Raw genomic sequence first — 20,990 nt, 5'->3', positions numbered from 1 at the left:
CCGTATGGAAAACAGAAAGGCTTAAGATTGCCGAAAAAAGGCGAATGACCTTATAAGGATTCTGTCCATTGTAGCGCATTTCAGATAATTTGTCATCCAGGGGCATTTGGAAAGAAAAAAGACGCAGATCCCAATGGATCCACGTCCTTTGTCTGTATAAGGTCAGTTGACCATACGCTGTGCTTCACGCAACTGGAAAGTACGCACAGTTCTTGGCAAGAAGCGGCGAATTTCATCCTCATTGTAGCCTACCTGCAAGCGCTTCTCATCAAGGATGATCGGACGTCGCAATAGACCTGGGTTTTCTTGAATCAAGCTATATAACTTCTTCAATGGTAATTGATCTAAGTTCATATTTAGGCTTTGGAAAACCTTTGAGCGTGTAGAGATGATCTCATCTGTACCATCTTCTGTCATACGCAGGATTTCCTTGATTTCATCAAGTGATAATGTCTCGGAGAAGATGTTCCTCTCTGTGAACGGAATATCGTGCTCTTCTAACCAAGCTTTAGCTTTGCGGCAAGATGTACAACTTGGTGAGGTATAAAGTGTTACCATTAAACTTCACTCCTCAATACAGAATATGTTTCTATTTCTTTGCCCATGGAAAGATTTTATTTAAAATAATTTTAATTTAATCTCTCTATGTACAAGTATACTACAGTGGTCAAGTTATTAAAAGACTTCCTGAAAGATACCACAGTTTTTACACAAATATACGTATGCAACGTTGTTATAGTTCCTATTTACCCTGCATACAAGGTTTGAAACCCATTTTAATAAGTTATTTTTGTTTTTCTTTCAATGTATCAAAAATGCTATCCTTCTCTGTATCTTTAGAAAATGTCAATACTTCATCAGATTCCTGATAGGACTCTCCATACAGCTGTTTATCCTTGTAAGTATGAATCTGTTCGTACATATCCCTCATTGCATCGAATATCTCCTCCTCTGTCTCCCCATTTGGCGCCCAGTACAGGATTTCCATTGGATTCTCCTCTGCTGTTGCCAGCGAACGGCGGTTATAGCCAATCGTCTTGGCGTGCTGGAATCCTTGTTTCTCGTAGAAACGAAGACGTTTTTGGGAATCAGAATCATCATACTGCAGCGGCTCCACTTCCAGCAGAATTGGCTTCCCACGTTTCTTCAGCTTATCAATAAGCTTGCCTCCGATACCTTGTCCGCGAGTTTTAGCGGCGACATATACATAATCGATAAATAGAAAATGGTCGAATTCTGCGTACATCAGGACATGCTCTTCGCTCTCATCCTTGAAATATACATCTGCCTTCTCTTTCAAAAGTAATTCCATATGCTCCTTCGATTTCATCTCTTCTATCGGAAAATACTTGCTCAGTTTCTCATACCAATTCATAAGGCAGCTCCTTCAGCGAATGTATATCATAGTTATACCCGCGAACACTCTACATAAACAAAACAGCCTCCCAAAAGAGAGGCTGTTTCGAATTATGGTGTAAAATCGACACCTTCTGTATAGTTGTTGGCTGCATTCCAAATGAGAAATTCATCGATTCCATTCTCATTTAGCGCGCGAATTTGATCTTCTACTTCTTGTTTGCCATACTGTTTAGAAGATACCCATGGTGCTTCGAAATCCTGAATCCACGGTCTCGATACCGGTTTATTCTCAAGCTTGCCTAACACGTCATTCTCCACTTTGGCATACTCAGCCGTCAGCTCATATGGGTGATCATTCGGAACATCCAATCCGAAATAAGACGTCCAGTGACTTGGATAAATCATCGAGGAAATAACATCAACATTGGATGATATTTTGGAGAAGTTCTGACCTATTCCTGGTGCTTCCTCCAAAGTAGCTGCGTAGCCAAATATATCAACTGATGTCTGCACATCATAGTTGGATAGTTCCTCTTTTGCATATGCTACAAAATCAGTTACGGCATTCACACGTTTCTGCACATTGTCAGTATTTTCATCGGTATAATCACCATGGTCATACTGCAATTCATCGTCCTTCGTCTCAAATCCTTCTGGGAAACGAACATAATCAAACTGTATCTCCTGGAAACCCATCATAGCGGCTTCTTTTGCTAACTCAACATTATATTCCCATACTTCATGCTGAAATGGGCTGACGAATGCCTCTCCGCGTCCATTTTTCCATACGCTGCCGTCCGCATTGCGGAAGGAAAGCTCAGGCTTCTTCTCGGCTAATAACGTATCTTTGAAAACAACAATACGGGCAATAGGATAGATCTTATGCTTTTCTAATTCCTCCAGCATCTTTTGCGGGTCGTCTATGTAGTTTTGTGCTATGTCATAATAAGGTGATTTTTCATCAGGAGTGTATGTAATGTTCCCATGATCGTCTTTGATATCGATGACCATTGCATTGAGATCTGTCTCATCCACCAACTTTACTAAGCTGTCGAATTTCGCTCCCCCTGCACTAGGTCCGGTAACGTAAATACCTCTGACAGCATCGGGATAGTCAAAGGATAAATCTGATGAATATGTAAATCGCTTCATTACTTGAGGTACTTCATACGTTTCGACAGTTGAGGAGCGGGCAGAAAGCTGTTTTCCTTCTAGATGTTCCCCTTCATTTGCTGCAAAGACAGCCGTTGGCATCAGCGCTGTAACAGCAAGTGCAGCAGTCATCATCGACTTCTTAATTTTTCCCATTCTATCAATCTCCTATTTGGTAGTTAGTTTCATTATAAGGGAGATATTTGGCAGATGAAACCGGTTTTCCCAAGTCTTTGATGAAATCGCCAAGTTTATGTCGGGTTATACTCCCTCTTCCTACTTAACCTATTTTTTCATGTAGCAAACCTAAATGAACATATAAAAAACCGCAGCCGATGGCTGCGGTTTTGCACATTAGTTTGTAACAGTGTTTTGTTTTTCTTTTTTGTATTCCTCAAATTCCTTAGAGGTGCACAATACCCAATGTCTTGGTCCGATTTCACGGAATTCAGGCTCTTCGCTCGTATCATGCTGACTTGGATCATATACGATACGTTTACGATTGCGCTCGTAAATTGGATCCGGAAGCGGAATCGCGGAAAGAAGGGAGCGTGTATACGGATGCACCGGATTTTTATAAAGCTCCTCTGCATCTGCAAGCTCAACTAACTTACCGAAGTACATAACACCAATTCGGTCACTGATGTATTTTACCATGGAAAGGTCATGGGCGATGAATAAGTAAGTGAGTCCTTTTTCCTTTTGAAGCTGTTTCATCAAGTTAACAACCTGTGCCTGGATTGATACATCAAGCGCTGAAATCGGCTCATCAGCAATGATGAATTCTGGGTCTACTGCCAAGGCGCGGGCGATACCAAGACGCTGACGCTGACCGCCACTGAATTCATGCGGATATCGGTTGGCATGCTCTTTGTTCAAGCCCACTGTTTCCAGCAATTCATAAACTTTTGCTTTTCGTTCTTCAGCGTTTTTCGCTAGGCCATGAATATCGATACCTTCTGCAATGATATCCATAACTGTCATACGTGGGTTCAAGGAAGAATACGGATCCTGGAAGATCATTTGCATCTGACGGTTGAATTTCTTCAACTCAGATTTGTTCTTCTTTCCTTGGACGTTTTCTCCTTTGAAAAGCACTTCACCATCTGTGGAGTTGTACAGACGGATGATAGAGCGACCAGTTGTAGATTTACCACAGCCTGACTCGCCTACAAGTCCGAATGTCTCCCCTTTATAAATATCAAACGTCAATCCATCTACTGCTTTGACGACGTTATTTCTTCCAAGTTTGAAATGCTGCTTCAGATTCTTGATCTCAAGTAATTTTTCCTGACTCATTATCGCGTCGCCTCCTCAGAATGGTCCATTGACTCGATCCGCTTCTTCACTGACTCAGGCGGCTCGACTTTCGGTGCGTCTTCATGCAGCAGCCATGTCGCTGCATAATGCGTATCAGACACCTTGAACATCGGCGGCTGTTCGACAAAGTCAATTTCAAGTGCGAATTTGTTACGCGCTGCAAAGGCATCCCCTTTTGGAGGTGCAATCAAGTCAGGAGGTGTACCCGGAATTGCAAACAGTTCCTCTTCGTCACTTTCAAGTGTCGGCATGGAACCAAGCAGACCCCATGTGTACGGGTGCTTCGGATTGTAGAATACTTCATCAACTGTTCCAATCTCAACGATTTTACCAGCGTACATCACCGCTACTCGGTCTGCTACGTTAGCAACAACACCAAGATCGTGGGTAATGAAAATAATGGATGTATCTACTTTCTTTTGAATGTCTTTCATAAGCTCTAGAATCTGAGCTTGAATAGTTACATCCAATGCAGTTGTAGGTTCATCCGCAATCAAAACACGAGGATTACATGCAAGTGCCATAGCGATTACAACACGTTGACGCATACCACCGGAAAACTGGTGGGGGTATTGCTTCATGCGTGATTCGGGATTTGGAATTTGAACCAAATTCATTAATTCAATTGCTTTTATCTTCGCTTCTTCTTTGCCAAGATTTTGGTGCTTAAGCAAACCTTCCATAATCTGCGTTCCGACTTTCATCGTCGGATTTAGAGATGTCATCGGATCCTGGAAGATCATTGCCATCTCCTTACCGCGGATAGCTTGCATATTTTTTTCTTTCAATTTCGTAATATCTTTATCATCGAATAGTATAGATCCTTCTTTAACAAAACCATGTGGCTGAGGAAGCAAACCCATCAATGCTTTTGTCGTTACAGATTTACCAGAACCTGATTCTCCAACGATTGCAAGTGTCTCCCCTTTTTTCAGATCAAAGGAAACGCCCCTTACTGCTTGTACTTCACCACTGTGGGTTTTAAATGAAACTTTGAGGTCATTCACCTCAAGGATATTATCTTTTTTCAAGGTAGTCGCCTCCTTTAATTATTTCCTCATCTTAGGATCGAATGCGTCACGTAGTCCATCACCAAGAATATTGAACACGATCATAAGGACTGAAATTAAGACTGCTGGGAACACAAGCAACGACGGGGTAGTCAACAATGTTTTGAATCCATCATTGATCAAAGTACCAAGTGATGCTGCTGGTGAAGGCAGACCTAGTCCAATGAAGCTTAAGAACGCTTCGAAGAAGATAGCTGATGGGATCGAGAACATTGTATTAACAATAATCAAACCCATAACGTTTGGAACTAAGTGTCTTGCAATAATTTTTCGGTTAGGTGCACCTAATGTACGAGCTGCGAGAACAAACTCATGCCCTTTAAGTTTCAGCACCTCACCACGTACAATCCTGGCCATACTTGTCCAGCCTGTTATCGTAAGTGCTATGATAATCGCCCAAATACCTGGGTCAAGAATCAGGATCATTAAAATTACGACTACCAAGTTCGGTATACCAATAATTACTTCTAAGAAACGCATCATGTAGTTATCGACACGGCCGCCATAATAAGCAGCGATACCACCGTAAGCAACTCCAATTACCAAGTCAATTATTGCAGCGGCAAATGCAATTAGAAGGGAAACTCGCGTACCATCCCAAACTCGTGTCCATACATCACGGCCTAAACGGTCAGTACCGAAATAGAAGTACTCATCTTCTACACCTTTAGCAGCATATTTATCATAAGTAGCTTTTACTTCAGCGGAGTTAGGACTACCGTCTCCCTCGCTGACAGTTTCAAATGTAATAAATTCTTCTTGATTATCAAACTGCAAATTCGCTTTCATTTCGGCAGCTTGAACATTATTTCCGTTGAATGTCTTTGTTTGTGTACCATCCAAACCTAGGAATGATATGTCCTCCAAAACAGGAATTCTCGGACCCATCAAGGAACGATTTAGATCCTGCTCTTTATACGTATAGTCGCTGGCAACCGGAGCGAAGATACTCATCAAAACGATAACAAGCAATAAAAACAGCGAAATCATGAAGAATACATTTTTCCGCAGGCTTCTTACTGCATCCTGTAAGAGTGTAGTACTTTTACGAGCTATGACATCGCTTTGCTCTTCGGTGCGGTCGGCAGGACGGAAAAGGTTTTTATCCAGCTCTTTTTTTCGGTTTTCCATCATCTCAATCCTTTCCAGAAAGCCTAATTCTAGGGTCAATCAATCCGTACAAGATATCGATGATCAATATCATTACAATAAACACGACTGCGAAGAACATTGTCGTACCCATAATGATAGGGAAATCATTCGATGTAACAGATGTTACGAATTGTTCGCCGATTCCAGGAACTGAGAAGATTTGCTCAATAACAAGCGTACCTGTAAGCAATCCTACAGCCAGTGGTCCTAGAATTGTAATTAAAGGAATCAAAGCATTTCGGATACCGTGCTTGAAGATGATAGCAGACCCCGCTAAGCCTTTCGCTCTTGCTGTAGTAATGTAATCTTCATTTAAAACTTCAATCATCTCTGTACGCATGAATCTCGCACAAGTAGCCATAGGGAAAATAGCTAAGGCTATTGTTGGCAATATTGAGTATTCAAAGCCATTCCATGTCGCAACTGGAAGGATACCCCATTTTACTGCCACAAAGAACTGTAGCAGTCCCGCAAACACGAATGAAGGAATAGAAGTACCTAAAACCGCAATAATTGTAGATAGATAATCCGTTATACCATTATGATAGATAGCCGAAACTAAACCTAGCAGTATACCGGCAACTGTCCCAATAATCAATGCTTGGATACCGAGTTGAGCGGACGGCCCAATTCGATCACTAAGAATATCAGATACTGGACGATTATCATATTTGAAAGAGATACCAAGATCACCTTGGACTAGACCGCCAAGATAATTAACATATTGTACTGGTATCGGATCATTCAATCCGTATTTTTCAAAGATTACTTCCTGCTGTGCTTCTGTTAATTTATCTGCATTTGCCAATGGAGATCCTGGCAATAGCTTCATTAACACGAATGAAATAGTAGCTATTAGAAAAAGCGTAATGATCATATAGATGATCCGCTGCCCTATGAAACGCGCCACATGAGCACCTCCTAAATTAGTTGTCGCAAAATTCGCCATTATTTGATAATAATCACCAATTGAAAAGAGAGTATATGCCATAGCGGGCTATACTCTCTTTCTCCTGATTCACTTCATATAAGTTTATTTTAAACTTATTATTCTGCAGCAGCGTTATCCGCGTATGCCCACTTGTATTCGAAGTCGTTACCAGCTGGGTTAGAGAATACGCCTTTCATTTTCGGACTTACAAGGAATGAGTTACCTGCTTGATACAATGGTGCAATTGCAGCATCTTCAAGCAATACTTTCTCAGCATCTAGGAAATTCTGCCAGCGCGCTTCTGGGTTAGTCGCGTTTTCAGTAGCCGCCTGTTGATTTAGAGAATCATATTCCTCGCTAGAGTAAGCCATACGGTTGTTTTCCCCATCAGTAATGAATAGGTTCATGAAAGTGTAAGGGTCAATGTAGTCTGGACCCCAACCAGAGATTTGAATGTCAAAGTCTCCAGCAGTATCAAGATCAAGTCTTTGTTGGAATGGTACTTGTAATACGTCTACAGTAAGACCTTCCAAGTTAGTTTCCAACTGTTCTTTCAAGTAATCTACGATTTGTGTAGAAGTATCTGTATCGCCTGTAAGGATTTCAAGTGTAATTTCATCCTGACCAAGCTCTTCTTTTGCAGTAGCCCATGCTTCTTTTGCAGCTTCTGCGTCATAAGTCAATAGATCACCATTTGCATCACGGAAGTCCTCACCGTCTGGACCTTTAACAAAGTCTTTAGGCATTAGTCCATTAGATACAGTAGAACCGTTGTTCAACACTACGTTAACAAGACCATCTTTATCTACTGCTTGTGCAACAGCTTTACGTGCATTGATATTTGCAAGAGGAGTTTCCTCGCCTGTGCGGTTTTGGTTCAATTTCAAGTACCAAGAAGCCATATCAGGAACTGCAACATAATCTTCATCATTGATACGCTGATCAACGAATTCAGCAGTTAATGGAGCACGATCAACTGCACCTGTGTCATATAGGTTAACACCAGTTGCGATATCTTTACTTACTTGTAGGTTAATTTCTTCTAGCTGAACAGATTCAGCATCCCAGTATGTGTCGTTCTTTTCAAATTTCATTGTGCTTCCGTGGTTCCATTCAGTCATTTTGAAAGGACCGTTAGAAAGCAGGTTATCTGCTTCAAGTGCATAGCTATCGCCTTGCTCTTCAACAAATTTCTGATTCAAAGGCATGAATGTAGGGAATGTAGTTAGTGACTCGAAGTATGGAACTGGCTTTTCAAGCTGCACTTCCAATGTATAGTCGTCAACTGCTTTAACACCTAGTTCATCAAGTTCTGCTTCGCCAGTATTGACAGCAGTAGCGTTCTCGATAACGCCGCCCATCATATATGGACCGTATTCAGATCCTGTATCAGGATTGATCGCTCTTTGCCAAGCATAAACGAAATCGTTTGCTGTTACAGGGTCACCGTTTTCCCACTCAGCATCTTCACGAAGTGTGAATGTCCAAGTAAGACCATCTTCGCTTACTTCTGGATCACCAGTAGCAATACCTTCAGATAGGGAACCATCTTCTGCTAGACGGTAAAGACCTTCTTGAATTTCGGAAGTCCACTGGATACCGTATTGGTCATCCGCGAGTGAAGAATCCATAGATGGAATCTCGTCTCCGATTAATAGGTTAAATATTTGATCACCGTTAGCAGAGCCTGAAGCGCTATCTCCGCTTCCGCCTTCTCCGCCGCTTCCACCTGAGCTATCAGAGCCTCCGGAACATGCAGCAAGGAATGAACTAAGTACTAAAACAAGTGCAAGCAATAGCCAGTTCGACTTTCTCATGTTAAAACATGACCTCCCCAAAAATTCTAAATTTTATCACTTTTCTACGAACAACTTGTTCGCAATTAGAATTATACAAGTTTTCTCACAATTTGTGCACCCCTAATTTTATACGAATTTTACAAAAGTGCGAAAACATTGCATTTTCATAACAAAAAATAGGTCTTATTTACTAGTTTATTTTACGGATTCCACACTTATATTTATACTTTTTACACAAATCCAAGTATAATTACCCCTATGAGCAATCAAACGTAATAGGAAGAAATGTTCTCCATTATCCTTTTTATACTTGTGCTATAATTGTTCATAATCTTTTGAAGGCGGTAATGTATATTGTTTGGTAAAAGAAATCTGATTCTAATAATAATTAACTTAGCAATCACAGGATTGCTTTTCTTCTTATCAGATCAGCACAATCTTCTTTCTTTGATAAACTCCCTATTCTATGTAGCTTTCTTCTATTTTATCGTAGCACTGCTGTTGTTCGTCATAAAAGGAAGAGTACTGGATGGGATAACAAGAAGCTTCAGGAGATTTGGTAAGTATATGAGCAGAGGTATGATTGACTTAGAAGAGAATGGAGAGCCATCTGAATGGGTAAATCGTTCTTTCCTAAGCTATATGCAGCTTCAAGCTGCTGTCTTAATAGGACTGATGCTTATCTTTCTTGCGATCTACTACCTTATCTGACAGGCCGGCTTGCAAACCGGTCGCAACATGCATATAATGAATAATTAACAGGAATATAAAAGCGACGAAGAAAATATAGTACGGTACTCCTCTGGTTAAAGAGAGCTTGTGGCTGGTGTGAACAAGCATCATGGGTAGCGGAAATTGGGTTTTTGGAGCTGCGGGTTTGTCTCCCGCCGTTTAAGCAGGCGTTAACTGCATCAAGTGATCCTTCATTTAGGAGGATAATTAGGGTGGCACCGCGGTCTATTCGTCCCTGCAGCAAATGCAGGCAGCGAATGGATTTTTTTGTGTCTTTTTTTTAGGAGGATGATTTAAGATGAAAACAATTTTTTCGGGTATCCAGCCAAGCGGTAGCTTGACACTGGGCAACTACATCGGCGCACTTAGCCAATTTCCTGCTCTGCAGGAAGAGAACCAATGCTACTTCTGTATTGTTGATGAGCATGCGATCACTGTACCGCAGGACAGATTGAAGCTGAAGCAACAGATCCGTTCTCTTGCAGCACTCTATTTAGCTGCTGGAATCGATCCGGAGAAATCCGTTCTCTTCATTCAATCCGAAGTACCTGCGCATACGCAGCTAGGATGGATGATCCAATCGATCAGCTATATCGGTGAATTGGAACGCATGACACAGTACAAAGATAAATCTGATGGAAAAGATGGTGTTTCAGCTGCTCTGCTAACATATCCACCGCTTATGGCTGCCGATATTCTTCTATACAATACGGATATCGTTCCTGTCGGTGATGATCAGAAGCAGCATTTGGAGCTGACTCGCAATGTAGCAGAACGATTTAACAACCGTTTCAATAATATCTTTACTGTACCGGATATCAAAATCACGAAAGTCGGTGCACGGATCATGTCCCTGCAAGAACCGACGAAGAAGATGAGTAAATCCGATGCGAATTTAAAAGCTTCTATTTTCATCCTGGATGAACCGAAGCAAATCGAGAAAAAAATCAAGAGTGCAGTTACCGATTCTGAAGGCATCGTTCGCTATGATAAAGAAAACAAACCAGGTGTCAGCAACCTGCTAACAATCTATTCAGTTGCAACAAATAAGACAATCGAGGAAAGCGAACAGGAATTTGCAGATAGCGGTTATGGTGAATTCAAACAAGCGGTTGCAGATGCAGTCGTTAACATGCTCTCTCCTATCCAGCAGCGTTATTACGAATGGATGGAAAGCGATGCGTTGGATGAAGTGCTTGATAAGGGCGCAGAACGCGCACAAGCGGTCGCAAACAAAACATTGCGCAAAGCGAAAAAAGCGATGGGATTAGGTCGCGGAAAATAAAAAATAACCGGCAGATAGCTGCCGGTTATTTTTTATGAGGTTTTTGCTTGATCATTTTGTTCAAGTTCCCATAGCTTTTCGTAGAAAGGCTGGCCTTTTACCATCTTTTCGCATAGCTCTTCTTGCTTCTTGCTCCAGCCTACGGAAACTCCGTCGTATAGCTTCTGCCATGCTTCCTGAAATGCTAGTGAACGATTCAGATGATACTCCTCTGGTTTCCATTCTGTCAGCCAGTATCTGACCTGCTCCAAATTTTCACTTGTCTCGAGCTGATCCATTGTCATCATTAGAAGCTGCTTCAGTTGTCTCTCTTTTCTTGTGAGTCCAACCATTAAATCGGGCTTCAGGGATAGGATGTGGTACTCTTTCTTTTCCTCTTCTTCCTGCCAGTTAAAGATTTCGGGCTTAGCATCTTCAATCATCTGGTAAACAAGCCGCTCCTGCCGAGGTATGAGCCTGCTTTTTCTGACAGGCGTGATATACCCCATCGTATCGATTGCAAGGATTGCTTTTCCGTTCGTTACAATGCAAGCATAGTCGATGGCGATTCGCTCTTGATTCTTGCGAAGAAACGCTTTCCGGTGAATCATGTCCAACATTGACTTCGGAAGCTCCCTCAAGTCATTCTCGATGTATGCGAACAGCGCATCTTCTATGTAGAGCAGCGGTACCTGATCGAGCAGTTCGATGCCGTCTTCCTTTCGCCATTCATGAAAGGAGCATACATTATAGCCATTCTCTTCTCCTTCAAACCAGTTCACCCAAATATCATGCATAAATAACATAGATAACCCTCACTTTGCTTTTCGATTCTGCTAATCCGACTCCGGTACGCGCTTGCATGCAGCTGAAACCATTGGGTGTAGGGAGCGCGTGCCGTGTGGCTTGTAGTAGGATACATTATGACCAACCAGCAAAGATTTATTCTTGTATTATATGATTGAAAAAATAAAAAAACCCCCTAAGAATTAGGAGGTTCTCTAAATCACTGATATTGCTTGAATACAAGTGCAGCATTGTGGCCGCCAAAACCAAGGGAATTACTTAAAGCGGCGCGAACTTTCTTCTCACGTTTCACGTTTGGTACATAATCCAAATCACAAAGCGGATCTTTCTCCGTCTGATTGATTGTTGGAGGAATCATGCCCTCTTGAATTGCTTTGACACAAATAATCGCTTCTACTGCTCCAGCAGCACCAAGCATATGTCCTGTCATTGACTTCGTCGAAGATATAGCTGTCTGATAAGCATGATCTCCTAGAAGCTGTTTTAAAGCGGCTGTTTCAAATTTATCGTTTAGCTCTGTGCTTGTCCCATGTGCATTAACATAATCGATTTCCTCTGCCTGCAGCCCAGCATCCTCAATTGCCTGACGCATCGCACGTACAGCACCTTCACCTTCTGGAGCTGGTGCAGTGATATGATAGGCATCACCAGATGCTCCGTAGCCGACAATCTCTGCATAAATCGTTGCACCGCGTTCCAAAGCGGAATCAAGTGATTCTAAAATTAAGATACCCGCTCCTTCTCCCATTACGAAACCATCTCGGTTTGCATCAAATGGGCGGCTGGCTGTCTTCGGATCATCATTAAAGGAAAGTGCTTTGGCAGCTGAAAAGCCTGCGAAAGCCATCTTTGTTAAAGGTGCTTCTGATCCGCCAGTAATCATCGCATCTGCATCACCGCGTTCAATTACCTTGTAAGCATCTCCGATCGAGTTCGCTCCAGATGCACACGCTGTAACAGAGCAAGAGTTGATTCCTTTCGCACCAAGCTGGATGGATACTTGACCAGAAGCCATATCTGGAATCATCATTGGTACAAAAAATGGACTAACTCGACGAGGACCTTTCGTCATTAGCTTCTCGAACTGTTCTTCATATGTGCCCATTCCGCCAATACCAGAACCGATCCACACTCCAATACGATTTGCATTTTCGTCTGTAATATTGAGTTTCGCATCTTCGACAGCCATCTTACTCGCTGCCACCGCATATTGTGTGAAAAGATCCATGCGTTTCGCATCTTTCTTTTCCATATAATCTTCAGGGTTGAAGTCTTTTACTTCTGCTGCAACCTTCGCAGGGTAATCATCTTTATTTACTCGGGTTAAAACATCAACGCCCGATTTACCTTCCAAGAGATTCTGCCACGTTGTAGCGGCGTCATTTCCAACTGGTGTCACCGCACCTAGTCCCGTGACAACTACTCTTTTCTTTTCCATACAATTGTTCCTCCTTCTTCAGCAGAAATCATGCTGAAGCTGTTCTGACTGGTCTAATTAAAATAATGACCATGATAAAGTGCATAATCTGAGATATATTGTAACGTATTTTTCATGTTCTGTAAGCTGTTAAGTAAAAACAATCTATCTTACCTCTCAATAAATAGGTAAAGACATAGACAAGACGTTGTCTGCAATCATACTGTAACTTATGGAGGTGCGGTGATGAAAAGAGACAATCGTATGGATGAATTCCTTTTTGGTAAGAGAAGGCATTCAGAGCCGGAACAAGAGGAATTGAAAGAGGAATTTAAAAAAGAGGAACCGAAAAAAGAATTCAATTTAATGGAGACAGCAGGCACAATCATGGAGACTTATGAGCAGCTCTCTCCATATGTAAAACACCTAAAAAACCACGCGACAAAATTTATTAAGAAAAAATGAAGAATGGACTGGACGGAGCAGGCTTATTCATAAAAAAATCTGTATTGTGCATAGTGTTTGTGTAAACCAGATAAATCATCCCTTATATTACGTGTGAGAGCAATAGCTGCTCGATCTCCCTGCTCCGGACATACTTCTTTTGTATAAAAGCGATAATTGTTCATGCTTCCATCTCCTGATAACAGCTTGCTAATCGTTTGCATCACGGGCTTGATTGGCAGCGCATTTCTAAGGAAATGTTCGTCATCAAACAAAATCCGTTTGCCATGCCATTGAACTGCCTCTTCATCTCTTGGCATCCATTCGCCGTATAAGATGGGTAACAGAATTTGTTTTTCTAGTTCAGGAGTATTGTCTGCAGCATAACTAATATCCACATGGTGTCGGCTTTCAGCACTCCTTTCCTCAGTGCCGAAGAAACTGACATGCGCTTTATAATCTGTGTCCTGTACTCCTTCGCGGAACATTGCATGACGCCCTATATACATACTTAAATGCGTCTCTCTATCTGATAAGGATTGCCCATGCAGGCCTGACACTTCATGGCCATCTTCCAATAATGCCTGGACTAAATGATACCCTTCCCAGGAATAACACTGACTAACGAGGAAATGCATGAAAATCACTTCTCCTATCCATGTGAGGATTTGCACAAGAATCATTTTCTTTTTGACCGGAACCTGCTATGATAGAAGTATATGTGTGAATAATAGAGGTGATACTAATGCGCTTTGTCGCAACAATTATTTGGGCTTTCGTCCTTAGTGCTGTCGCAGCGTTTGTGCTGTCGAGCATGTCCGGTGATCCATACGATATGTCAATAGTTATCGTCATGACAATCATCTTCAGTCTGGGTGTATGGACTCTATCTGCTGTTCTTCCAAAAGGAGAAGAACACGAATAAAACCTTGCCAATTGGCAAGGTTTTTTCTTTTACCACGGAATAAGACTTAGTGCTGCCAAGCCTACAAGCGGTAATACAAGCCGGCGAAAACGTCCGCCGGGATATCCATACCCGTATCCGTATCCCGGATATCCGTATGGATTGCGATAATCTTCATCGTCCTCTTCCACATAATCGTACTGCTCATCTGCTGGTATTGCGAGATGGACATACTCATCATCCACATCCAAAACGATGCCATCCAACTGGTAGCCATCCATAAGCTGTACAAGAACATATTGATTTTTATGCTGCCTACACATATCCATCATATGATGGGACTGCGGATGTGATTGTTCATAAGAATTCGTCACGATGAACCTTCCCCCTTTACACCCACAGCCTATGCCGAGAAAGTGTCCTATGTGCAAAAAAAAGCCCTCCTTTAAACAGGAGGGCAGGGTTTAATCCGGAATCCCTAGCGCTATCTTCGCATAGCGGGACATGCGGTCCTTAGACCACGGTGGACTCCATACAATATTCACTTTCGTTTCCTTCACTTCCGGTATATCCATAAGGACCCGTTTGACATCTTGTTCGATATGGCCAGCCAGCGGACAGCCCATCGCAGTCAAAGTCATTGTAACAATACCAGTACCATCTTCATCTATATCTACTCCGTACACTAGGCCAAGGTTAACGATATCAATTCCTAATTCAGGGTCGATTACGTTTTCCAGTGCACCGAGCATATTCTCTTCCAACGCTTGATCCATTCCTGCTCCTCCTTTATGCCAGTTCAAGAAACTGTTTGTCTGCATCTATTTAAACATATTTTCGTCAAAATAGAAATAAACTGCTACAGTACCTTCTCCAGCCATGCCGTTCCAGCAAGCATCGCTTTTCTGGAAACTTTGTGGCCTGATCCCGCTTCCGTAACATACGTGAACTGATCCTGATCTGCGGCTTCGTATTCCAGCGTCTCATAGAAACTGCGGGAATGTATATACGGAACAACAGGATCTTGATCACCGTGCCAGAAGAACATTGGCCGATCTCCAATTGCCTCTGGATGCAGAGATAGATCAATTTTTTCAAGAGAGGTAAACAACTGCTCCATTTCTTCATCAGGTATATTCATTTCGACTCCGGATTTCTTTACCGCATCCACCATACCGCGAGCAAATGCTGCAATCTTCGGCGAACCCATCATGACCATGCCAGCTTTGATCCAATCGAATTGTGTCAGCGCAGCACATGTCGTGATACCGCCCATGCTTGTACCGCCAATCGCAAAGCGATCTTTCTGTATTAATCCTTTTTCGGATGCGTACTGATGAATCTGCCGCAGATCATGCAAATTCTCCTTTACGATTGCAAAGAACTCCATCTGACGCTTGCTGCTGCTCACGTTATCTTCACGAATACCATGGTGGAGAGCCTCAGGCAATAGGACGCGATAGCCTTTTTCAGCCAGCATGTACGCAATTGGAAGATTATGTTCCCTGGCACTTGTGAAACCATGGAAATATGTAAACACTGGAAGTTCTTGATCTTCGGCACCTGCTTGCTCTATGCGAAGCAATGGCACCTCGTTCCAAACTTCTTCTATAATAACGATCATTTGCTTCATCCTCTTCAACGTTTTCCATTACCTACTGCTCAATCTTAGTATGTCAAGGCAGCTTTTGTAAATCGATACTCCTTCGTCTTGACGATTTCTTTACAGATGAGGAAGAGAAGGATACACTATAATGTACAATATAGAGGTGATAATAAATGGAAAAACATTTGATAGCACTTGATTTAGATGGAACACTTTTAACAGATGATAAACACATCTCACAAAAGAACAAGCAAGCCATAGCGGCAGCAATACATGCTGGTCATGTTGTCGTTATCGCAACAGGAAGACCCCACCGTGCTTCCTTGGCATATTACCGTGAACTCGGGCTTACTACCCCAATGGTGAATTTCAACGGAGCGCTCATCCATCATCCGGATGATAAAAAATGGGACGCTGTCCACTCCCCTATGCCAGTCCGTACTGCACGTAAAATCGTGGACACATGCAATAAACTTGATGTGAAAAATATCATTGCAGAAGTGATGGATGATGTATATATCGATCGCTTCGACCAATACTTACTTGATTTGTTCCACTTGGAGGAAGAAGAAGATCCGATTAAAGTCGGCAGCTTGAAGCAGGCATTGCAGGATGATCCAACTTCCTTGCTCATTTATCCGCACGAAAACCAAGTTGCTTCCATACGGGAATCGCTCGAAAAAGAGCATGCTGAAATAATTGAGCATCGACGCTGGGGTGCACCATACCACATCATCGAGATCATTCGCAAAGGCCTGAGTAAAGCAGTCGGACTGCAGAAAATTTCCCATTACTATGATATACCGCAGAAAAACATCATCGCCTTCGGTGACGAAGACAATGATTTAGAAATGATTGAGTATGCTGGTGCAGGAGTTGCAATGGGTAATGCAATCGGCCCATTGAAGGAAATCGCCAACTATACAACAGGATCGAATATGGAGGATGGCATTGCATCATTCCTTCATTCTTATCTAAAGCTGGAAGTTCCGGCAAATTAACAATTTTTACAAATCATAATTCCTGCGTGCATGGAGCAAAATAAAAGCGTAATCGGGTAAAGCCGGTTATGCTTTTACTTCTTTAGACGTTCGGAGGGGTAACGAATGAGTAAGAGAAGTAAATCTAAACGGTTCACAAGTCAAGGAGCGCAATCGGTGAGGCAGCATGACGATGTTTTCGTCTACCGCGAACGTTTCAGCGATAGTGTGAAGAAGCATCAATCAGAAAGCCATAATGGAGGGTTTTAGGATGGAAAACTTCTTCGAAAGAGCCAAAAAAACAGTGCAGGGCTTGACTAATAAACCAAGCCAGGATGACTCTGCAACAGCGCAAGAGGCCATCCAATCTGCATATAACGATGCGACTGCAGAAGAAAAGCAGCAATTGCAGGACTTCGAGCAGAAGCTCGACCAGTAACAACAAGAGGCAGATCCGGTTTCGGATCTGCCTCTTTCTTATTCCTCTTCCTTTTCAAATGCAATAATCCCTTTGTTCCCATGTTGTAAGATTGACTGCAAAATAACAGTCGACAGCTTATTCGGCGGATAGGGTTTGATCAAATAATGATTGATCTGATAGTGCTTCGCTTTTTCCGTTTCTTGTATAGCACTAGAAATGAAAATCGGTATATGCTGCAGCTCTGGATGCTGTTTGATTTCATGTATAACATCCCAGCCATCCACACCCTCGCCAAGCATCAAATCGATTACAAATGCTGCTGGTTTTAGTTGCGGCAGCTGTTTGATCAGCCCCTCTCCAGTGATGAAGCGGTTCACAGCAAAGCCGGCATCCTTCAGCTCATCCTCCAGAAGAATTGCTAAGCTGCGATCATCCTCCAGAAGAATTATTTGGCGGCTTTGTTCAACTTCGGGCAAGACATGCACATCTGCCTCAACCAAAGGCAATACTATAGAAAAGACACTGCCCTCACCCTCGGCGGATCTGACCATGATTTTCCCGTCATGGGCTTCGACGATTTCTTTACAAATAGCCAGTCCCAATCCAGTACCGCCGATTTTGCGACTGCTGGAATTATCGAGCCGATTGAATTTCTGGAACAGTCGTCCTAGTTCTTGATCTGGAATTCCGATTCCTTCGTCAGAAATATGGACATAAAGTTGATGCTTCTGCTGTTGAACAGAAACGACCACATCTCCGCCTTCCGGTGAGAACTTGATGGCATTACTGACCAGGTTCGTCAGTACCTGAATCATTTTGTCGTGATCCACACTCACATAATCATAAACACTATTCTGCTGAAGGACGAGATTATGATTGGTGTTCATAGACTGGAAGTTCTCGATCACCTGCTCCGCAATCGGCGTGAAAGGTTGTTTTTCTTTCACATATTCCTGCTTCCCGGCTTCCATGCGCTGCAAATCGAGGAAGTCATTGATCAAATTCGTCAGCCTTGTCGCTTCCTGATGAATAGTCTGCAAGTATCGCGCTTGGCGCTCCGGCTTTAAATCCTTGGTGATCATCAGCTCTGTATACCCAAGTACGCTTGCCAGCGGCGTTCTTAATTCATGGCTGACCGTACTGACCAGATTAGATTTCATCTGATCCACTTCGTACTCCGCTGTTATATCACGATAAACAAAAAGGGTACCAATTTTCTCATCACGACGCGTAATGCTTACATGATATAGTAGCAGCACTTTATTCTGTATTCCGCTGACACGAAGCCTCAAACCGCCCTCTGGCTGTTCCTCTTCGAAAATGGCTTGTTTCACGTATGCCTCGTATGCTTCTTGATTTTCAATGTATGTTTTACTAAATCCCATCCAACTAGCATAATCATTGCAAGCGTCCCGGCGGGATTGCACGGCAGCCAGCTGCAGGTATACCTGCCAATTGGCATTGTACTGCAGTAAATCCCCAGTGTTACTGACAAATTGGATACCCTCATTCACATTATCGATAATATCCTGATTAAGTTGTCTATTGTATTCTGTGAGCTCATATGATTCAATCTTATCCAAGAATAAGCTGAGTCGTTTCAAAATCCAATTCAGTTCTTTCTTTTCTGACTCCCGGAAAGGCCGCTGTAATCTCGTACATATAAATACAGCAACTAATTCACCAGCCGAGTTATGCACAGGGATATGCAAATCTTCACTCATTCCCCTTTCACGATAACCCACTTCCCCTTTGTCTGCCTGCCTTTCAAGTACATATGGTTCTGGATTTTCTTCCAGACGCTGTACCACTGTCTGGAAATGTGCAGCTACTGGTCCTTTAAATTGTTTTGTTATTCCGATTGCAGCATATTCCGACGTCTCTGCCATGAAAATGACGCCTTTATCATATTGATAAAGAGCGGCCAGTTCTTTTATTGTTGTATCCAGAAGGACTTGCTTTTCCATCGTAACGGATAATGTGTTATTCATACGATTCATTCGTTCGATGCTTTGTTTTGTTTCCTCGGTCTCACGCAAAGAATCGCGAAGCATCCTTTCTGACTCTACGATTCGCGTAATATCCTGTTCGATTACGATAAGCTGTTCCATAACCTGATCTTCATTTGAATACGGCACAATTGTTGCATGCACCCAATAGCTTGTTCCATCTTTCTTCCGGTGCTCCAGTGTTCCGCTCCAAGCCTGCCCTTTAAACAGCTCAGGAAAAACTGTACTGATATCTGTGATAATCGCTTCATGCGCGATAATACCAAGAAAATTCTTTCCGATAAGCTCTTTCTCCGGATACATGGAAATGGAACTAAAATTCTCATTTATTTGTTTGACAATCCCTTTGTTATCCAGAACTATCACCATCGAAGATTCATTCAATGCCCAATTCAAATTACGCAGATCATTAACATAGCTCTCCAGCTGTTCTTGCTGTTCCGTCAGCTGAGCATTCTGTTTAGAAAGATTTTGCTCTCGATTTTGAATACGTTTTGTCATATCACGGAAAGCATCCGATAGAATACCGATTTCATCATTTCGCTCAAGGGGCGCAATGGTCACATTTTTTCCTTGTGCTACATCATAGGAAGCAGTTGATAAATCATACAAAGGCTTTCCGATGTTCCGCGTGAACTGTCGGTTAAAGAATAATAAAATACCGAAGATGAGCAGGACAAAGAGCAACAGCATATAAGATTCCCACGTGTTATCCTGCATGAAATCATTGTGCAATTCGGATATAGCATCTTCGTTATGCTGTCTTAAGTTTTCCGTTACACGCAGAATATCATTGATTTCATCTATCCGTTCATCGACTACATCATCCGCAAATCCTTGCAGATTATCTGACTCGATAGCTTCCTGCAGCTCCGGATAATACGTACCCCAATAAATATCCTCAAAACTTTGGAGACGTGTCAGGTTATCTCTTTCCTCCAAAGAAAGATCGAACACTTCCAGCTTGGCCAGGTTATCCTCCAATGACGCATGAGAGTTTTCTGCATTTTGCCTTTCCTGGTCATTTGTATAAAGAGCATAGCCTCGCATATGGAATACCATATCACTTAAGTCAGATTTAATATTCTGCAGAACTCCCCGCTTTTCAACAAGGTCATCCCGCTCCTTTTCATATTGCTTATTAGTCGAATAATGCATATAAAAGAAAGCAGCAATACCTAGCATCGTGGCCAGCAGAACAAAGAAGAGAATATAAAGGAACTGACGCCTGATCGTTTTTCGAAAGTAATTAGGCATCGAGAATGTCCTCTACTAACAAAATCAATTGAGCCGGACTAAATGGTTTCGCCATATAATAGGCAATGCCCGCTTTTTTCGTCTCCTCGATATCAGATTGCTGTGTTTTTGCCGTCAGCATAATTAGCGGGCATTTCTGCTTCCAATCCGCAGACAGCGACTTTGCCACCTCGATACCTGTCATGCCGGGCATCATATTATCCAGAATCACCAAGTCATAGTTATCTGATTGCATTTTCTTTAGCGCTTCGTTTCCATTAGCTGCATTCTCAATCTCATGACCTTCATCTTCCAAAGTATCCGTGATTAACATACGCAATACCTCTTCATCATCCGCCACTAATATCTTTGCCATCTTATTTTCCT

General features: G+C 42.4%; 23 protein-coding genes and 1 other annotated feature. Of the genes, 7 read left to right on the top strand and 16 right to left on the bottom strand.

What is annotated here, in order from left to right; translation table 11 throughout:
* Window positions 1-162: 162 nt before the first annotated feature.
* From spxA to CHH58_RS00955, 8 genes are all read right to left on the bottom strand, one after another.
* Entirely contained in the window at window positions 163-558 is a 396-nt protein-coding gene (spxA, locus tag CHH58_RS00990; protein WP_038559379.1) for a transcriptional regulator SpxA, read from the bottom strand.
* 226 nt (window positions 559-784) lie between these two features.
* On the bottom strand, window positions 785-1,375 hold the full coding sequence (locus tag CHH58_RS00985) for a GNAT family N-acetyltransferase (protein ID WP_095261857.1): 591 nt from the start codon (window positions 1,373-1,375) through the stop codon (window positions 785-787).
* 92 nt (window positions 1,376-1,467) lie between these two features.
* Window positions 1,468-2,667 carry a putative glycoside hydrolase gene (locus CHH58_RS00980; protein WP_095229918.1) on the bottom strand — a complete coding sequence of 400 codons (1,200 nt, stop codon included), beginning with the start codon at window positions 2,665-2,667 and terminating at the stop codon, window positions 1,468-1,470.
* A gap of 198 nt (window positions 2,668-2,865) precedes the next feature.
* On the bottom strand, window positions 2,866-3,810 hold the full coding sequence (locus tag CHH58_RS00975) for an ABC transporter ATP-binding protein (RefSeq protein ID WP_095233104.1): 945 nt from the start codon (window positions 3,808-3,810) through the stop codon (window positions 2,866-2,868).
* Entirely contained in the window at window positions 3,810-4,862 is a 1,053-nt protein-coding gene (locus CHH58_RS00970) for an ABC transporter ATP-binding protein (protein ID WP_095261856.1), read from the bottom strand. Before CHH58_RS00970 ends, CHH58_RS00975 begins: the two co-directional genes overlap by 1 nt.
* Before the next feature lie 18 nt (window positions 4,863-4,880).
* On the bottom strand, window positions 4,881-6,032 hold the full coding sequence (gene opp3C, locus CHH58_RS00965; RefSeq protein ID WP_095261938.1) for an oligopeptide ABC transporter permease: 1,152 nt from the start codon (window positions 6,030-6,032) through the stop codon (window positions 4,881-4,883).
* A gap of 4 nt (window positions 6,033-6,036) precedes the next feature.
* A complete protein-coding gene (gene opp3b / locus CHH58_RS00960; protein WP_095261855.1) occupies window positions 6,037-6,963 on the bottom strand; it encodes an oligopeptide ABC transporter permease in 927 nt (308 codons plus the stop codon).
* Window positions 6,964-7,100: 137 nt separating this feature from the next.
* Window positions 7,101-8,801, bottom strand: a complete 1,701-nt coding sequence (locus tag CHH58_RS00955; protein WP_095261854.1) for a peptide ABC transporter substrate-binding protein — start codon at window positions 8,799-8,801, stop codon at window positions 7,101-7,103.
* Between the two features lie 336 nt (window positions 8,802-9,137).
* Between CHH58_RS00955 and CHH58_RS00950 the strand changes: the two genes are divergently transcribed.
* Together CHH58_RS00950 and trpS are read left to right on the top strand one after the other, a co-directional pair.
* Window positions 9,138-9,494 carry a DUF3899 domain-containing protein gene (locus CHH58_RS00950; protein ID WP_170937470.1) on the top strand — a complete coding sequence of 119 codons (357 nt, stop codon included), beginning with the start codon at window positions 9,138-9,140 and terminating at the stop codon, window positions 9,492-9,494.
* A gap of 55 nt (window positions 9,495-9,549) precedes the next feature.
* Window positions 9,550-9,755, top strand: a binding site (T-box leader).
* A 58-nt stretch (window positions 9,756-9,813) separates the two neighbouring features.
* On the top strand, window positions 9,814-10,800 hold the full coding sequence (trpS, locus tag CHH58_RS00945; protein ID WP_095261852.1) for a tryptophan--tRNA ligase: 987 nt from the start codon (window positions 9,814-9,816) through the stop codon (window positions 10,798-10,800).
* A 32-nt stretch (window positions 10,801-10,832) separates the two neighbouring features.
* Here the strand turns inward: trpS and CHH58_RS00940 are convergent, their stop codons facing one another.
* Together CHH58_RS00940 and fabF are read right to left on the bottom strand one after the other, a co-directional pair.
* Window positions 10,833-11,585, bottom strand: a complete 753-nt coding sequence (locus CHH58_RS00940) for a YjbA family protein (protein ID WP_095229902.1) — start codon at window positions 11,583-11,585, stop codon at window positions 10,833-10,835.
* A 200-nt stretch (window positions 11,586-11,785) separates the two neighbouring features.
* The gene (fabF, locus tag CHH58_RS00935; RefSeq protein ID WP_095229900.1) at window positions 11,786-13,024 is read right to left on the bottom strand and encodes a beta-ketoacyl-ACP synthase II; all 1,239 of its coding nucleotides are present in this window, start codon (window positions 13,022-13,024) and stop codon (window positions 11,786-11,788) included.
* 225 nt (window positions 13,025-13,249) lie between these two features.
* Between fabF and CHH58_RS00930 the strand changes: the two genes are divergently transcribed.
* A complete protein-coding gene (locus tag CHH58_RS00930; protein WP_095229898.1) occupies window positions 13,250-13,468 on the top strand; it encodes a hypothetical protein in 219 nt (72 codons plus the stop codon).
* 23 nt (window positions 13,469-13,491) lie between these two features.
* Here CHH58_RS00930 and CHH58_RS00925 read toward each other — a convergent pair whose 3' ends face one another.
* Window positions 13,492-14,085, bottom strand: coding sequence for a hypothetical protein (locus tag CHH58_RS00925; protein WP_095261285.1), 594 nt, complete (start codon window positions 14,083-14,085; stop codon window positions 13,492-13,494).
* 107 nt (window positions 14,086-14,192) lie between these two features.
* Between CHH58_RS00925 and CHH58_RS00920 the strand changes: the two genes are divergently transcribed.
* Window positions 14,193-14,372 (top strand): DUF2929 family protein, encoded by a 180-nt coding sequence (locus tag CHH58_RS00920; RefSeq protein WP_095229894.1) that lies wholly within the window; start codon window positions 14,193-14,195, stop codon window positions 14,370-14,372.
* Between the two features lie 29 nt (window positions 14,373-14,401).
* On the opposite strand, the gene CHH58_RS00915 is transcribed toward CHH58_RS00920, so the two are convergent.
* The 3 genes from CHH58_RS00915 to CHH58_RS00905 all read right to left on the bottom strand — a co-directional run bounded on the left by CHH58_RS00915 (window position 14,402) and on the right by CHH58_RS00905 (window position 15,975).
* On the bottom strand, window positions 14,402-14,725 hold the full coding sequence (locus CHH58_RS00915) for a hypothetical protein (protein WP_249274995.1): 324 nt from the start codon (window positions 14,723-14,725) through the stop codon (window positions 14,402-14,404).
* A 90-nt stretch (window positions 14,726-14,815) separates the two neighbouring features.
* The gene (locus CHH58_RS00910; protein WP_038559343.1) at window positions 14,816-15,127 is read right to left on the bottom strand and encodes a metal-sulfur cluster assembly factor; all 312 of its coding nucleotides are present in this window, start codon (window positions 15,125-15,127) and stop codon (window positions 14,816-14,818) included.
* An 83-nt stretch (window positions 15,128-15,210) separates the two neighbouring features.
* Window positions 15,211-15,975, bottom strand: coding sequence for a prolyl oligopeptidase family serine peptidase (locus CHH58_RS00905; protein ID WP_095229893.1), 765 nt, complete (start codon window positions 15,973-15,975; stop codon window positions 15,211-15,213).
* 155 nt (window positions 15,976-16,130) lie between these two features.
* Here CHH58_RS00905 and CHH58_RS00900 point away from each other — a divergent pair, with 155 nt between their 5' ends.
* The 3 genes from CHH58_RS00900 to CHH58_RS18125 all read left to right on the top strand — a co-directional run bounded on the left by CHH58_RS00900 (window position 16,131) and on the right by CHH58_RS18125 (window position 17,376).
* Complete coding sequence (locus CHH58_RS00900; RefSeq protein ID WP_095229891.1) at window positions 16,131-16,958, top strand: Cof-type HAD-IIB family hydrolase; 828 nt, start codon at window positions 16,131-16,133, stop codon at window positions 16,956-16,958.
* Window positions 16,959-17,063: 105 nt separating this feature from the next.
* Entirely contained in the window at window positions 17,064-17,207 is a 144-nt protein-coding gene (locus CHH58_RS18250) for a hypothetical protein (protein WP_170937469.1), read from the top strand.
* Window position 17,208: 1 nt separating this feature from the next.
* Window positions 17,209-17,376: a DUF3813 family protein gene (locus CHH58_RS18125; RefSeq protein ID WP_141235010.1), complete on the top strand. Its 168-nt coding sequence runs from the start codon at window positions 17,209-17,211 to the stop codon at window positions 17,374-17,376.
* A 38-nt stretch (window positions 17,377-17,414) separates the two neighbouring features.
* Here CHH58_RS18125 and CHH58_RS00895 read toward each other — a convergent pair whose 3' ends face one another.
* Window positions 17,415-20,624, bottom strand: coding sequence for an ATP-binding protein (locus tag CHH58_RS00895; protein WP_095261851.1), 3,210 nt, complete (start codon window positions 20,622-20,624; stop codon window positions 17,415-17,417).
* Entirely contained in the window at window positions 20,617-20,979 is a 363-nt protein-coding gene (locus CHH58_RS00890) for a response regulator transcription factor (protein ID WP_095229888.1), read from the bottom strand. Before CHH58_RS00890 ends, CHH58_RS00895 begins: the two co-directional genes overlap by 8 nt.
* Between the last annotated feature and the right edge of the window lie 11 nt (window positions 20,980-20,990).

Source organism: Terribacillus saccharophilus (assembly GCF_002272745.1).
Lineage (GTDB): Bacteria > Bacillota > Bacilli > Bacillales > Amphibacillaceae > Terribacillus > Terribacillus saccharophilus_B.
Note: the sequence above shows the minus strand (reverse complement) of the source record. Positions and strands in the feature narration are given on the sequence as shown.

Excerpts from the sequence above, each read along its gene's own strand:
- CHH58_RS00975 (WP_095233104.1), bottom strand. The coding sequence starts at position 3,810 with ATGAGTCAGGAAAAATTACTTGAGATCAAGAATCTGAAGCAGCATTTC.
- CHH58_RS00930 (WP_095229898.1), top strand. The coding sequence starts at position 13,250 with ATGAAAAGAGACAATCGTATGGATGAATTCCTTTTTGGTAAGAGAAGG.
- CHH58_RS18250 (WP_170937469.1), top strand. The coding sequence starts at position 17,064 with ATGAGTAAGAGAAGTAAATCTAAACGGTTCACAAGTCAAGGAGCGCAA.
- CHH58_RS00900 (WP_095229891.1), top strand. The coding sequence starts at position 16,131 with ATGGAAAAACATTTGATAGCACTTGATTTAGATGGAACACTTTTAACA.
- CHH58_RS18125 (WP_141235010.1), top strand. The coding sequence starts at position 17,209 with ATGGAAAACTTCTTCGAAAGAGCCAAAAAAACAGTGCAGGGCTTGACT.
- CHH58_RS00985 (WP_095261857.1), bottom strand. The coding sequence starts at position 1,375 with ATGAATTGGTATGAGAAACTGAGCAAGTATTTTCCGATAGAAGAGATG.
- CHH58_RS00980 (WP_095229918.1), bottom strand. The coding sequence starts at position 2,667 with ATGGGAAAAATTAAGAAGTCGATGATGACTGCTGCACTTGCTGTTACA.
- CHH58_RS00905 (WP_095229893.1), bottom strand. The coding sequence starts at position 15,975 with ATGATCGTTATTATAGAAGAAGTTTGGAACGAGGTGCCATTGCTTCGC.
- CHH58_RS00925 (WP_095261285.1), bottom strand. The coding sequence starts at position 14,085 with ATGCATTTCCTCGTTAGTCAGTGTTATTCCTGGGAAGGGTATCATTTA.
- CHH58_RS00955 (WP_095261854.1), bottom strand. The coding sequence starts at position 8,801 with ATGAGAAAGTCGAACTGGCTATTGCTTGCACTTGTTTTAGTACTTAGT.
- opp3C (WP_095261938.1), bottom strand. The coding sequence starts at position 6,032 with ATGGAAAACCGAAAAAAAGAGCTGGATAAAAACCTTTTCCGTCCTGCC.
- CHH58_RS00890 (WP_095229888.1), bottom strand. The coding sequence starts at position 20,979 with ATGGCAAAGATATTAGTGGCGGATGATGAAGAGGTATTGCGTATGTTA.
- CHH58_RS00940 (WP_095229902.1), bottom strand. The coding sequence starts at position 11,585 with ATGTTATTTATGCATGATATTTGGGTGAACTGGTTTGAAGGAGAAGAG.
- CHH58_RS00895 (WP_095261851.1), bottom strand. The coding sequence starts at position 20,624 with ATGCCTAATTACTTTCGAAAAACGATCAGGCGTCAGTTCCTTTATATT.
- CHH58_RS00910 (WP_038559343.1), bottom strand. The coding sequence starts at position 15,127 with ATGGATCAAGCGTTGGAAGAGAATATGCTCGGTGCACTGGAAAACGTA.
- trpS (WP_095261852.1), top strand. The coding sequence starts at position 9,814 with ATGAAAACAATTTTTTCGGGTATCCAGCCAAGCGGTAGCTTGACACTG.
- spxA (WP_038559379.1), bottom strand. The coding sequence starts at position 558 with ATGGTAACACTTTATACCTCACCAAGTTGTACATCTTGCCGCAAAGCT.
- fabF (WP_095229900.1), bottom strand. The coding sequence starts at position 13,024 with ATGGAAAAGAAAAGAGTAGTTGTCACGGGACTAGGTGCGGTGACACCA.
- CHH58_RS00920 (WP_095229894.1), top strand. The coding sequence starts at position 14,193 with ATGCGCTTTGTCGCAACAATTATTTGGGCTTTCGTCCTTAGTGCTGTC.